Consider the following 13894-nt stretch of genomic DNA (forward strand, 5'->3'; position numbering starts at 1 on the left):
CCAAAGCCATAAAGGCTATTGGAATGCTTTTTTGATTAAGAAGATATTACCCTAAATATCTTTCTTTAAGAATATTCAAATGATGATGGTCATGTCCAATCATAATGCAGGCCTGAGCTCTCGCAGAAAGAGTAGCCTCGTTAACTATTCCCTTCCGGATCCATGCTTCCTCCGGCAGAGTTTCCATTAGGAGTAATGTCGATTCTCGAACAAGCTTGTAGTGGGCCAGCAATGCTTTTAAAGTGTGCGCTTCGAAATTGGCGGTAAGTACATAGTCTTTCTCTTCAAAACCCGGTAGTGGAGTCGTATCCCCTCTGGCGATGCACAATAAACGGTAGGACATGATTCTTCCGGTATCAGCCAGATGTCCGACCATTTCCTTGATACTCCATTTCTCCGGAGCGTAACGATAGTCCCCTTGTTCTTCCGTAAGATTCGAAATAAAAGTGCAAATCTCATCCGTCTGCTCTCTAAAAATAGTAATCATGTCTCCTTCAGCTGGCACTAAATCGACATATTTTGATAATTCTTTGAGATACTCACTGCTTTCTGGACGTCGATCCATGTCTAAACCCCTCTCATTTTGAATTTTTTTGAAAAAATAGGAGGAAAATTATACTGTAGTTGTTGTATTTTAGCTCATTTTATACGATACTTGCAATAATAGGGTTGGTTAAACTAGAAGTCATCGGGAGTGTCGGCATGCTAGATTTTATTCTTTTTATGATATTTTCAATACTAGAGACTTATGCAATGTTTTTTCTGGCTTTCAAAATCTTCAAAATTGATTTATATCATAAAGAGATGGTGTTTGCTAGTTTTATTATGGGCTTTTCTTCTTATACAATTAGGATCAACTATGGGATGTTTCCATTAGATATTTTCTCACAATATGCACTAATGTTTTGTTTTATGTGGATGTTATTCCGGATTCATCCCTTCTACGCTTCTATATTAACCGGGATGACCTATCAAGCATACTTGGTGATTCAGACCAGTCTTATGTATCTATTAAACTCTGTAATCATCATGCCTCTAAATATCTTGAATCCGATTACCAAAAACATGATTACAATGCAGGTTTTATCAGCATTAACCGCGATTCTCATTGGTATGTATGTAGGTCATAAACGTATTGGATATGACTTTGTACCTGATAAACCCGATGTAAAAATTAAACCAACGACTAATGAAAAAATATTATTCGCTCTTAATCTTCCTACAATAATTGTCGTTACTTCACTCAACTACTTTTTTGAATCTCGTTTCTTTTTCATAATCCCATTTCTCTATGGAATACTATTATGGGGATATCTATATTTCTCATACAAAAAGGACAGAAATAATTATGAATCATTTATCTCTTAAAATTGTTGAGTTCATTAAGAAAAGTAATCCAGAGCAAACGCATTCTATTGAAATCATGCATTATGCCCTTAGCATTATTATGAATACTTTATTAATTATTATGACTTCGTTATGCATTGGCGGGCTCACTGGACAGCTTAAGGAAACATTCTTAGCCTTATTCAGCTTCATACTCCTAAGAATGTCATCTGGTGGTGTGCATTTAAAATCCGCAAGAGCCTGCAATATTGTATCTATCTTTATCTGTTCACTTATCCCTCATATTACCTATCTAATACATAACCATTTGATTTGGATTAATCTTTTTTCTTTACTTGTAATGATCTTATGTGCTCCGAATCCTGATGCTAATGCTCAAATCCCCAAAGAATGGTATTTGGGTTTAAAGATCATTTCCATAATTCTGGTTTCTTTGAATTTTTGGATCCATTCGTCTGTCATTGGATTGGCATTTTTAGTTCAATCCTTTACAGTTATAATCCCATTACAAAGGAGGTCAATCAGATGAAAAAAACCTTAGCTCGTTATGCTTCTAACCTACTGGGTACTTCTGCTCAAGTTTTTACAAAAATTTTAAAACCAGCAGCTTACAGCCCTGAAATTCCAAAAGAACTGCGCAAGTAATTAAACAAGGATGGGGAAAAGATGCGTGTCTTACAGAAAGACGGTTCCTCTAGTGATATTCTAGAGGAAGATATATTGTATTTCTCGAATTATAAAAATACAATATTCGTCCATACGAAAGAAGGCGAATTTATTCTCCCCACCACGCTTTCCGATCTTTCCGTAGCGTATGAGGGTAAGGGATTCGAACGCCTTGACCGCAGCAATGTCGTCAATATCAACAACATAGAAGGCTATGATCCCGGGCGGAAGATTGTATGCTTTAATCAAGGTACGCAGTTCACTACTGTTTCGGAATCCAATGAACCTCGCCTTAAGAAGTATCTTGCTTCACAAAAGAAAAAACCGTCAGAATAAAATTCAGTTTTTTAATAATCCCGGCATGTTCACGCATGCCGGGATTATTTTATTAAAAATTGAAACTTTTTAGTAATTTCCTCAAAATCGCACATTATGCCATAATAATCCTCAAATGTAAAGATAAATTCGTAGGATGAATGACAGGAGACGGATCCTATTCCAAATGATACCATATAGATAAACCTATAATAAAAAAACAATTAATGATGGAGGATCATAATGAATTACTATTTTCATCCCTCTCCACGGCCCTCATCTCTGGAATCTATATCTGACGAGGATTTACTAAGAATCTATGAGCTAGCGATTGATGCCCATGCGTTACCGGATTTCATTGAAATTATTAAAGAGATCATGAGAAGTAGAAATCTCATAGATTCTGAAAATATATAACATCCCCTTCCCCATTAAATTCACACTGACGCATGGTAGACATTTTTCTTCAGCTTCAACCAACAATAAGCTCCTTAGGTCGCCTTAAGTCAACTACATTAACATAAAAAAGGTAGAGCCTCCGCGGCCCTACCTTTTTTATATGCACATATGATGGTTAATCTGAGATAAAAATAATGCTCTATTCTGTAATTTCTGTTTTGAAAACATTTTCCAATTTGCCGCCTAGTCTTTTCTTCAAGGGAACTTTAATATCTCTGCCCAATTCTTTAAAGAAAGTTTCAACATCACATTTCACATTTTTTGCAGTTGCGATTACCGCACCATCACCAACAATGTTTTGATTCGCTTCAAGAGGAACATCAACTTCGATGTCATACTTTTTGGATAATGTCTTGATGTAACGTGCGAAGATCTCCAGCAATTCCTCGTTATTAAAATTCTCTATAGCGACTTTGCCCTTGCTGGTAAACTTCATGTTAATTTTCATTATTAATATCCCCTTTTCTGTCAAACCATTTTTAGTTGTTAGTTTATGGATCAAGATGAATAGATGGCTGCAAGAAAGGGCAACATTCATTCATTTTTGAGATCATTAGCAAAAGGCATACATTATTTATAAGCACCCTTTATTTGTTGTACTTTAAACTGAGTAAATTCTTTAAGTGCTTGTATGACCTGATCCTGTTCCTCTTCCTTCAGTTCATAAACGCACTCCCGTAGCCACTCGCCAAATAGAAAGGCTTGACGCCCTTTACGGGGGCTCTTTCTTAAGGAGTCGAGGTTACCCTCAAACTTATCGTTCAGGACATCGGTCAGATTGTATTTCTCAATCTTCTCTATTACCATTCCTGCCCCATATTCCGTTTCGTAAACTATAACTTCATTCGAATCAAAGGAAACGTACGATGTTTCTTTCCCTTCCTTCGCTCTGAATTCCTTAAGCTTGTTAAAGGCTGTCTCGTAGATGTAATCTTGAGACTGTTTGAGCTGTGGCAGCTCATATCCTTGCTTCAAGGTCTTAATATATTCAATATCTGGCATATAATCTGCCAAATGGTACATCCGATTCTTCAGATCCGTTCCAAGCGCTTCAATGATCTTGTCCAGATTGTCTTTAAGCGGAATGCTCTCTCCACGTTCGATTTTGCTAAGCTGTGAGTAACTTATACCGCTCTTTTCTTCCAGTCCTCTTAAGGTTAACCCTCTCGTCTTTCTGATGTGCCGAATGAAATTACCCAGCTCATCGGGATAGTTCTCAAAATCATTCATGGGAGTCACCTCCCTACTATCATAACACAACATAACAATTTGTGTTGGCTAATAACAATTATTCCTTGTTTTTACTTGCCTCTGAAGAGTAATTCCCAGTATTCCACGCCCAATATAACCCTATTTTTACAAAATACCGGAAAAAGACTCAGCGCTCGTCTGTAAGGATTTGGAATATGCTCGTTACTCGCCTCAGTTTTACTTTCTGCTTAAGCCCCATCCATCTTCTTGGTCTTACCTTCCGCTTTCTGCTCACTTTACTCACCTGGCTCACTTGGCACACTTGGCTCAACTAGCTCACCTTACTCACCTTGCTCCCCTTGGCTCACCTGACTCACCTAGCTCCACTTGGCTCACCTGACTCAACTAACTCACCTAGCTCACTCAATTCTACCTCATCGGACCGAGGAGACCTTATTAAGCTGATTTCAGCCATTCTGCTCATCTATCGGACTCAGATGCAGCTATTCATTAAAATATATTACGATTCCGGGCAAAAGTATGACAATAAGAGCTATGGAGTCCGAAAATTTGGAAAAATGGACCAAAAAGTTAAAATAGCGGCAATACAGTCCGTTACGATCCCAAACCATCGAGGCTATCTGTTAAAACAAACTTTCTTGATAAAAGTAGCTCGTCCGAGCCGAACTTACCAAGTGTGCATCGCTGTTGGCGTACTTTAGCTTTAGCACACCTCAGCGAGCGTACTTTAGCTTTAGCGTACCTCAGCAAGCGTACTTTAGCCTGCCTCAGCGAGCGTGCCTTAACTTTCCGTTCTCCATTTTCCCTTCTCCAATCCTTTGTGTCTCACCACCTGTTTTTACTTTTAATTCGCTTTCCCCCTCTGTGTACATACGTGCGTACCCTGCACATATCCACCTAATCGAATTATCAAAAAAACAGCCAGTCCCCATCAACCTGAGACTGGCCACAATCATTACTCCATAACACTCAGCAGGTTGAGGATCATCTGTGCACTTTCAGCACGTGTTCCGTTTTGGTTCGGTGCAAATTGTCCTTCAGCCCGTCCTTGCATCAAACCAAGTCTGTACACTTCGCTGATTGCCTCTTGAGCCCACTGTGGAGCATAACCAATATCGTTGAATGCCGAAATGTTACGGCTAGCTACAGATACATTACTCTTCGCGTAAGCATATGCACGAGCCAGCATTGCAGCCATCTCCTGGCGGGAGATTTTCGCCTCCGGTTCAAACTGTGAAGCAGTCTGGCCGTTAATCACTCCAGCTTGTTTGGCTAACCCTACTGCTTCTGCATACCATTTATCTGCAGGTACATCAGCGAAAGCAGGTTCCGCTTGACCTTTCAAGCCAAGCGCACGAACTAACATCGCTGTGAACTCCGCCCGTGTAACCGCACGGTTCGGATCAAATTGGTCCGCAGCAACACCTTGTACAAATTGTTTTGCCGCAAGCTGCTTCACAGCAAGGTAAGCCCAGTGATCGGACTTCAAATCTTTGAATGTTTTATCAACTTCTAAAACAATGTATTTACTAAAATGACTGACGGCAGCAGATAGATAACCATTCGTCCATGTACTGCTCATATACTCTAATTTACCCACGTCTTCGATAAAATAAATACCGAATAAGCTTCGATCTACATCTGCACCGACCTTATATGAAATCATAATCGGCTCTGCAAACTGTCTTAACGAGAAGGACTGATCATTTTGTGTGAATATGCTAAGCGACCATTCCCGCAGATCACTTTTCGCCCGCAATTGTGCACCCGCAAGTGCACTTGCACGAGCCAACAGATCCACTGCTGTATTATCAGCTACAGGTTTCAGCCGTAGCGAAATCGTACTCTTGGCAAGAGCCTCAGCTGAGATTAGCTTACTTAGTTCTGCCAGTACTGTAGCAGGAATCGTAACGGATAAATCCTGCATAACCACTCTAAGCGGTGCGTGTCCAAGCAGCTCTGCTGCATTGCCTGGCAAAAGTAATTCCGTAATCGCCCCATTAACAGAAACCACAACTTCACCTTGAGCATTCTTGCTCTCTGACAGTTGAGAAGCCGTTATGGTGACTACGCCCGTTTGTGCTGATGCCGACGGAGTTGGTGTAGCGGTTGGCGTTGGTGTCACCGCAGGTCCCGGCACCCTAGCACCCGGCGTTGATGTTGGCTCTGGACTTGGTGTTGGTGTCGGTGTTGGTGTTGGTGTTGGTATCGGTGTTGGTGTTGGTATCGGTGTTGGTGTTGGTGTTGGTGTCGGCTCTGGGCTTGGTGTCGTACCCGGCGAGCCCTCAGTCACTATCAGAATATATTCAGTGCTCAAACCGTTATAAACAGCGCTGACTTTTGTTGTACCAGCACTCAGAGCATGAAGTTCTCCAGCCTCACTAATCATTGCAATGGAATGATCAGATGTATCAAAGATTACTTCCTCGAACAATTCTTGCTTGCTGCCGTCACTGTATACCGCCTGAACAACAACGGAGCCTTTACTTCCTTGTTCCAGCGAATCCGGCCCATCCATTGTTATTTCTGTAAGAATAGGTGCTTCATCATTTGTTACTATAAGGTTATACTCCGAGGCGAACTCCCTATAGGTTACTGAAATCACAGTGGAGCCTTTCTGATGAGCCTGAACTAAACCCTGTTCATTGATCGTAGCAATATGCTCATTCGAGCTGGAATAATGAAGTCCATCTAATATTGCGGTACGTTTTCCAGATGCGTAGACAGCTTCTGTTACAGATTGGTCGACTTCTTCCGGTTTAAGCTGTCTCTTTCCCTGAAGCTTAATTGCTTGCAGCGCATCTACAGTTATCGTACTTTCGGCAAAAATATTCGGGTAACCTGCCACTGTGACTCTTATCTTAGCTGTCCCTGGCTTCAATGCAGTAACCAAGCCATTTTCATTTACAGTAACAACTGATTCTGCCGGATCAGGAACGATGGACCAAAGCTTTGTCAGATGATTAGCCTCTTCCGGCCCCACCTTAGCTTGCAATTGCAGGCTAGCCCCAGGCTCAAGCTCTACAGCAGTTTGATCCAGCGTAATGGATTCCGGAACCAATTTGCCGATCACTAAACGGTCAATCTCAACCCCGTCTACTGTTCTTGCGGTAACCGTAATCTCGTTCTTCTCAATCTCAACAGCCGTATAGATTTGCTCATCTTCGTCATATATTTTTTCCTGCCAAAAACGTGGTGTCAGCGCATAGAACTTAGGACCCGAGGAACCGCCGATAACATACCGAGTGCCTTCGTCTTCTGCAACCTGTTTACCCTCCTTCATTGGAAAAGTTCGCAAATAGATATGATCATGACCGTTCATCACCAAATCTACGTTGTGCTTATCAAAGACCGGAACCCACTTCGCTTGTACCTGCTCATTCGAATAGATGCTGCCGTACGGTCCTTGATGGAAAAAAATCACCTTCCACTTTTTATCTGTAGCGGAAAGATCCTGATCCAACCACTCGGCCTGTTCAGTGAACGGACTACCTGCATGCTCTGTATTCATAACCACAAAGTGCGTATCCTTAATATCAAAAGAATAATTCGTACCTTTTACGCTCGCCGCACCGTTTTGCGGGTTATTGAATTGCGCCAGATAATCCCCATCTCCATTGGTTCCCATCACTTCATGGTTCCCGATAATCGGAACAAGTGTGGTATTCATCAGCTGCTTTTGAGCTGCATCAAACCACCAGTTCCACTGCTCTTGTTCAAAGCCCTTATCCACCATATCTCCAGCATGTACCAGCATTTCCGCATCCGGCATATACGCGTAAGCCGCTTCAATCGTATCTCCCCAAAGACCAAAACCAGCCTTAGAATCTGCTTGGGAATCTCCGATAAACAGGAATTTTGTAGAAGTGTCCTCACCACCACTTGTAACAAAAGCTCCTTGCTCACTTACATTTGACTCGCCATCACCCACACAATATACATATTCCGTTCCGGGGGTAAGCGCAGTGGCCTCCGCTTTATGAACTCGCATCGTTCCGTCATTGTTGGTGTTGTAAATTGAACTGCTACCGGTAATTTTTATTACATTCGCAGCTTGAAAGCTTGTAAACTCCGCTTTTTTCACAAGTTCTACTACAGTATCCATGGTCAACGGTTCTGTCTGCCAAGTGAACTGGCGAGAAGTTGCTGCATCTTGGCCCATCGTAACATTAACATTACGCGGAGCTGCAGTAGCGTCATATGGAGCAACCTTGAACGTCATTACAGGACTATAGGTATTTCCTTTTACCGCCTGCAATTTAAAAGTTCCTTCTGCTGAAGTGACAAAGTCAGTAGTTAGTGTTCCACTTGCCCCTGAAGCAACACCTTGTACCTCCACTCCATCGAACAGCAGCTTTGCTCCTTCAACGACACTTCCATTCAGATCTTTTACCGCAAAAGATGCATCAAAGCCCTTCGCAAGATCATAATGGTTCCAAGTGAGCATCAACTGTGTCTTCACAACAGATTCAACAGCTGCTCCAATAAAAGAAATAGGAACTCCAGTACCCTCTGTAGAAGTTACCGATCCGGATGTATTTTCAATTACAAAAGCTTTGCTAATATCTCCAGCCAACTGCTCCTGAGTGTAGGGACCCACAAAATCATTTCGAACTGTATATTGAATTTGCCCGATGAGATCCGTATCTCCCAGATTGGATGAATTGATATTCGTTAAGTTAAGACGCACAGTGCCCAATGCCGGATCAATGATGGACTCCACTTGTGTTTCTGATAACTTATTCCCCCGAATTACCTGCAAATCTTTAACTGCAGCCGGATTAAAAGCAAACGTAAGATTTCCTTCCTTCAGCTTGCTCGCTTTCTCTGCCGTTACGTCCAAAGTGTAGGTGTTGCCGGCATATACTACTTCTGGTGTTTTGTACACATAGAACGGAGAGCCCAAATTTACTGTAAAATACCATTCTTTTATCGTCTGGTTACCGCTCAAATCGCGGATGGCAACTTTTACTTTATGACGGCCTTCTGTCAGTGGAACCTTTGGTTTATAAGTGATCTGACCTTTTGGAGGATAAAAGCCATGCTCCACTAATTGATCGTCCACATATACTCGTGTTTTGTCAGGATCGATTAAGGTCGTTCCCGGATGCACTACTGGATCATAACCATCATCCTCACCATTGACGGAAAGGGTCGGTGTAGCTGTTTTGACAATTTCGTTCACGCCGGGATATGCATCTTTAAGAATAGGAGGTGTTCTGTCCTCCTCTAGCGGGCCATAAATGGCACGGATATCATCAACGTAAATAGCTCCCGCACTCTTGTTAAGATTGCTTGTCTCCATATAGCGGACAGGCATATCCATCGTTAACGGGGTGGTTTTCCCCTTAGGAACGGATACTTCGACGTATTTCCACCCCGTCCAGTTCACACCATTTACCTGATCAGTAAAATCCACAGGCACTGCCGCATTATTGCCATCCCGAATCTGTCCCCGCAGCCAGTGCTTTTTGCCATCTCCGTAGATCCACATACTGATCTTCTCAGGATACCCCGGAATCTGAATCCGATTGGCGGTTGAGCTTGCGGCTAAATAAGCACCGGATGTGCCTGTTTTATTAACAAAATCATATTCCAGCTTCAAGGCTTTGTCCCCGTTGCGGACAAAATCCAGATCCGACACTTCCTGAATCGCCACGCTGTTAGCTGCTGCACTAGAGGCTATATATTTATCAATGCCATTCTCAAAATCCTCCAGCATTACAGGCGGTAACCCCACATTTACTTCAAAAGAGGTCTCAACGTCCCTGTATTTAGCATAAATCTTTCCGTTTTTCCCGTTCTCACTCGTCGCCTGAAACAGACCCTTCTCGTCCACGGTTCCGATCTCGCCCTCAACCCGCCATTCGAAGCTAGGGTTGTCAGTTTGAATCACTTGTCCATTACGTAGCGCCTTCACAGTTAATTGTGCAGCAGCACCTGAAGAATAAGTTTTGATCTCATCAGGAAACCTAAGCTCTGTAAGCTTATCTACAACCTCAATTTCAGCACTGCCTTTGACTGCCCCAGCCTCTACAATTACAGTTCCTGTGCCGGCAGTGATTCCTCCGGTGAAGACTCCGTTCGCATCGACAGTACCAAGGTTAGTGTCCACCTGCCAATTCAGCGTACCCGAATAAGGCGCCGGATGGCCGTTCTCGTCCACTCCTGCCGCTTTGAATATAAAGCTGGAGCCCTGCAAAATACGTTCCGTATTCGGCTGCACAACCAGCTTAGAAGCCGAAGGTTGCTCAGGGGCTGTATTGACAAGCAATAAACCGTTACCGGTTTTACGCTCGTAACCATCTGAGCCCTGATTCATCATTCGGACACCAGATGTACCCGGCATTCTGGCCACAAAAGTAGAAGAACCGCCACCATCCAGATTCATGGCGTTCACTACGCCCATATCCTTCAGAATGTTGCCAAGCTCATCGGTATCTACGCCCTCACTAAAACCTGGCGATCTTCCATCCACTTCGAATAAAACGAGACTTCCATCCGCTTTTGTCCCAATGGCTGTCCGCGGATGAATGCCTAAAGGCCCTACACCTTGTTGAACTACTCCGTCTTTTACCAGCGGCCCCTCGCCGCCAATAGCTACCTTCACATCATTCCATTCTCCGCTGAGCGCAAAGCTGGCAGTAACGTTATCGCCAACAGATAACCCTTGCAGAACAGCACGGGACGTACCCTGGGCAGATAAAACCACTTTTCCTTGGGAAAGCGGCGTATTGCCTTGATTGTTGCGGATTTCAGATACCTTCAGCTTCAAGGTCTGGCCGCTTTTCACTTCTCCCTCGACAATATCTAGAACAACCTCGTCACCCTCATTGGTTGACTTTGTAGTTGTATTATAATCTTCCGTATAAAGAACCAGCTCATTCGTATTTCGATAACGGTTGATGCTGGTCAGATTGGTTGTTTTTCCATTAATCGTTACGTTTTTGGTCAGCTTCGGCACCCCATAAATCGAGCTGCCATCTTCTTTTAAACCGAAAGTAAAAGCTGAAATCGAACTGTTCAGGATTACACCCTCATCCATAAATAACCCATTAGGAACACCCGTAGCAAAACCGGAGATTTCATAGAAATCACCATTGATCCCTGCGATCACTCGGTTTCCAGGTGAATCCGCATACGTGGCCATTTCTGTAATGCCCTTCATACCGTATACCTTTCCATCCTTCGTACCTGCCCGCAGCTCCAAATTTCCTTGTTGCGGGTTGAACTCCACTGCATGTATCTTTTGTAAACCACGTTCATTCTGGAGATCCATCCAGGTATACATCGCCCCAGGTGCAAGCTCTGTTTGGCGAACATCAATAACGGTTCCGTAGTCTGTTGCTGGTAAATCAGAGATGGAAGCGCGAACAATTGCCCCCGGTTGTAACAACGAAATCAACAAAACAAAGATAACAACAACATTAATTTGCCTTAGATACCTTCTCACTGTGTTGACATCCTCCCCACTTGGCTGTCCTAATATCGATCTGAGCTTGGACAACATCATAGGGTTAATATTAACTAGGAAGCGTAAAGGTTAGATTAAATTTACCAAGGCATACTGTTAACTTCGTCTAATCATTTCATCAAATTCATGCTTTAGCCTGTTGATAAATCTTCGGGCGGTCTGGGAGGTCTGTTTTGAAGCAGAGACAATAGCTCCTGAATATTTCGCACGGGTATCTGGTGATCGTAACTCGATGGTTTTCATGAAGGCAGAAGTAATCTCTGATATTTTAAGAAACGAATAATCCAGACCAATTGTGATGGCCAGTCCTTCTGCAACTGCATTCTCAATCGCCCGTGTGTTGTTACTTACAAAAAGCAAATTGATCGGCCCATAGCCAGATAAATATCGCTCTACATAGTCCTTAATGTAAGGATCATCGTATAAAACCAACGTCTGCCCCACTAACTGATCCGGTGTAAGGATTGAATTCAGGGCTAGCGGTGAGTGTGGATGTACACCCACTACAATCTTTCCTTCCATTAACCTTTCAAACTTAACCCCCTTATATGTGTCAGGCATTCCCTCCGGTGAGACCATAAGTCCAATGTCCATTTCATCCTGAAGTACATTATCCAGAATTTCTTTGGGTCCTTTTTCAAAAATCTCTATTTTCACATTTGGAAAATCTGCCTTAAAACTGGAGATTACCTTCACCATCAGATGCATGGGTCCAGGTATCGTAGCAATTTTCAAATGACCACTTAACGTATCGCTGTAAATCTGTGCTTCTTCTTTTAATTCATTTACTTTCATCAGGACTTCATTTGCTTTGCTAATAATGGCATTTCCTTCTGCTGTGGGAACCGCCTTTTGCCCGCGCGAACGGATGAACAAAGTAACTCCCAGCTCAGCCTCCAGCATGGTAATGGACTGACTCATTGCGGATAGAGTGATATGACGATTCTGAGCTGCTTTGGTTAAAGAACCAATCTTTGCGACTTCTACAATATTCTCGCATTGCTCCAAATTCATTTGAATCACCCCTTAAGTTAATCTTTACTTAATAACTATTAAATTTACTTAAATTTTAATTAATTTAGACAAGTGTTACAATGTAAATAAGTTAGTAAGTAACCATTTTTACTATATCAACTTTCATTTCTAGTATAACTATATTTCTTGAGGAGGAAACTCAAATGACAGACAAAAGAGTAACCGTAATAACAGGTGGAGCCAGTGGAATCGGGAAACAAACCGCCATTAAATTTGCAAGTAAAGGTGATCAAGTTGTCGTTGCCGATTTCAATCAACAATTAGGTGAAGAAACGGTAGCACAAATTATTAAAGAGGGTGGCGAAGCAATTTTCGTCAAAACAGATGTTTCCAAATATGAAGATGTCGAAGCGCTGGTTCAAAAAACTGTAGATACTTATGGAAGAATTGACGTTATGTTCAACAATGCCGGAATCGGCCGCGTCACTCCTGTACTAGACCAAGACCTTAAGGATTATCACAGTGTCATTAATGTCAATCAGCATGGTGTAGCCCATGGGATTATCGCTGCTGGTAAAAAAATGCGTGAGCTCGGCATCAAAGGTGTGATCATCAATACAGCTTCTGTATTTGGATTCCTAGCTTCCCCAGGTACATTCGCATATCACGCTTCCAAAGGTGCGGTCATTATGATGACTAAATCCGCAGCACTTGAACTTTCGGTTCATGGCATCCGCGTGCTTGCCGTTGCTCCAGGCGCTGTAGATACGCCAATTATCCAAGGATATAAAGATCAAGGAATGGTTGACCAAATGAAGAGCAAAGTAATGGGTAACAAACTAACATTACCTGAACAAGTTGCAGACACTGTATACTTGCTCTCCTTACCAGAAGCTAGTGCAATTAACGGTAGTGTTGTAATGGCTGATGAAGGTTATGCTTCATTTAAATAAAGTTTAGGGTGAAAAAAATCCAAGGCTTCCCTCGAGGGAGGTCCTTGGATTTTTTTAAAAGTATTCAATAGATACACCCTACTCCCAAGTCCTCTGTTCATTAATCTCCAGCTTACGTTTAAACGCCTGCTCCAGATCAATACCAAGTTTATTGGCCAGATCAAAAATATTCCACACCACATCGTACATCTCGTATCCCAAGTTTTCTTTCCGCTCTGCATCTGGATGAAAAGATACCGACAAAACCTCTTTGGACAACTCCCCAACCTCAGTCATTAAGTACAGCATTCTCTGCTCAATGGTGCTGGTATCAAACCCTTTGATTTCACTGAACTCCTTAACATACTGTTGAAACTCTGCTGCATTCATTTCCTTACGCCTCGCTTTTTGGTATAAAGTTATGTAAAGTAATTATTCCTGCGTATTTACCAATTATCATCCTTTTGATCTAAGAATACAAACTCTCCAAGACTTTGCTGTTTATTAGACAAGA

12 protein-coding genes are annotated in these 13894 nt (G+C 42.4%); 6 read left to right on the forward strand and 6 right to left on the reverse strand.

Features of this window, described 5'->3' with window-relative positions; genetic code table 11:
* Positions 1 to 46: 46 nt before the first annotated feature.
* Entirely contained in the window at positions 47 to 565 is a 519-nt protein-coding gene (locus NYE35_RS22175; RefSeq protein ID WP_076184145.1) for a DinB family protein, read from the reverse strand.
* Positions 566 to 702: 137 nt separating this feature from the next.
* Here NYE35_RS22175 and NYE35_RS22180 point away from each other — a divergent pair, with 137 nt between their 5' ends.
* The 5 genes from NYE35_RS22180 to sda all read left to right on the forward strand — a co-directional run bounded on the left by NYE35_RS22180 (position 703) and on the right by sda (position 2745).
* Complete coding sequence (locus tag NYE35_RS22180; protein ID WP_139332061.1) at positions 703 to 1368, forward strand: hypothetical protein; 666 nt, start codon at positions 703 to 705, stop codon at positions 1366 to 1368.
* Entirely contained in the window at positions 1349 to 1876 is a 528-nt protein-coding gene (locus NYE35_RS31485) for an accessory gene regulator ArgB-like protein (RefSeq protein WP_175617304.1), read from the forward strand. The genes NYE35_RS22180 and NYE35_RS31485 overlap by 20 nt, the downstream gene beginning before the upstream one ends.
* Positions 1873 to 1992: a cyclic lactone autoinducer peptide gene (locus NYE35_RS22185; RefSeq protein ID WP_139329854.1), complete on the forward strand. Its 120-nt coding sequence runs from the start codon at positions 1873 to 1875 to the stop codon at positions 1990 to 1992. Before NYE35_RS31485 ends, NYE35_RS22185 begins: the two co-directional genes overlap by 4 nt.
* Before the next feature lie 21 nt (positions 1993 to 2013).
* The gene (locus tag NYE35_RS22190; protein WP_036676016.1) at positions 2014 to 2349 is read left to right on the forward strand and encodes a LytTR family DNA-binding domain-containing protein; all 336 of its coding nucleotides are present in this window, start codon (positions 2014 to 2016) and stop codon (positions 2347 to 2349) included.
* Positions 2350 to 2571: 222 nt separating this feature from the next.
* Positions 2572 to 2745: a sporulation histidine kinase inhibitor Sda gene (gene sda, locus NYE35_RS31490; protein WP_081383395.1), complete on the forward strand. Its 174-nt coding sequence runs from the start codon at positions 2572 to 2574 to the stop codon at positions 2743 to 2745.
* 181 nt (positions 2746 to 2926) lie between these two features.
* Here sda and NYE35_RS22195 read toward each other — a convergent pair whose 3' ends face one another.
* The 4 genes from NYE35_RS22195 to NYE35_RS22210 all read right to left on the reverse strand — a co-directional run bounded on the left by NYE35_RS22195 (position 2927) and on the right by NYE35_RS22210 (position 12487).
* On the reverse strand, positions 2927 to 3235 hold the full coding sequence (locus tag NYE35_RS22195; protein WP_036676014.1) for a hypothetical protein: 309 nt from the start codon (positions 3233 to 3235) through the stop codon (positions 2927 to 2929).
* A 122-nt stretch (positions 3236 to 3357) separates the two neighbouring features.
* Entirely contained in the window at positions 3358 to 4017 is a 660-nt protein-coding gene (locus NYE35_RS22200; protein ID WP_036676012.1) for a helix-turn-helix domain-containing protein, read from the reverse strand.
* Between the two features lie 937 nt (positions 4018 to 4954).
* Positions 4955 to 11452, reverse strand: a complete 6498-nt coding sequence (locus NYE35_RS22205) for a phosphodiester glycosidase family protein (protein ID WP_341122058.1) — start codon at positions 11450 to 11452, stop codon at positions 4955 to 4957.
* A gap of 117 nt (positions 11453 to 11569) precedes the next feature.
* Positions 11570 to 12487, reverse strand: coding sequence for a LysR family transcriptional regulator (locus tag NYE35_RS22210; RefSeq protein ID WP_341122059.1), 918 nt, complete (start codon positions 12485 to 12487; stop codon positions 11570 to 11572).
* Between the two features lie 164 nt (positions 12488 to 12651).
* Between NYE35_RS22210 and NYE35_RS22215 the strand changes: the two genes are divergently transcribed.
* The gene (locus NYE35_RS22215) at positions 12652 to 13401 is read left to right on the forward strand and encodes an SDR family NAD(P)-dependent oxidoreductase (RefSeq protein ID WP_341122061.1); all 750 of its coding nucleotides are present in this window, start codon (positions 12652 to 12654) and stop codon (positions 13399 to 13401) included.
* A gap of 78 nt (positions 13402 to 13479) precedes the next feature.
* Here the strand turns inward: NYE35_RS22215 and NYE35_RS22220 are convergent, their stop codons facing one another.
* Positions 13480 to 13770, reverse strand: a complete 291-nt coding sequence (locus NYE35_RS22220) for a MazG nucleotide pyrophosphohydrolase domain-containing protein (RefSeq protein WP_036676004.1) — start codon at positions 13768 to 13770, stop codon at positions 13480 to 13482.
* Between the last annotated feature and the right edge of the window lie 124 nt (positions 13771 to 13894).

Source organism: Paenibacillus sp. FSL L8-0494 (assembly GCF_038003695.1).
Taxonomy (GTDB): domain Bacteria; phylum Bacillota; class Bacilli; order Paenibacillales; family Paenibacillaceae; genus Paenibacillus_AQ; species Paenibacillus_AQ odorifer.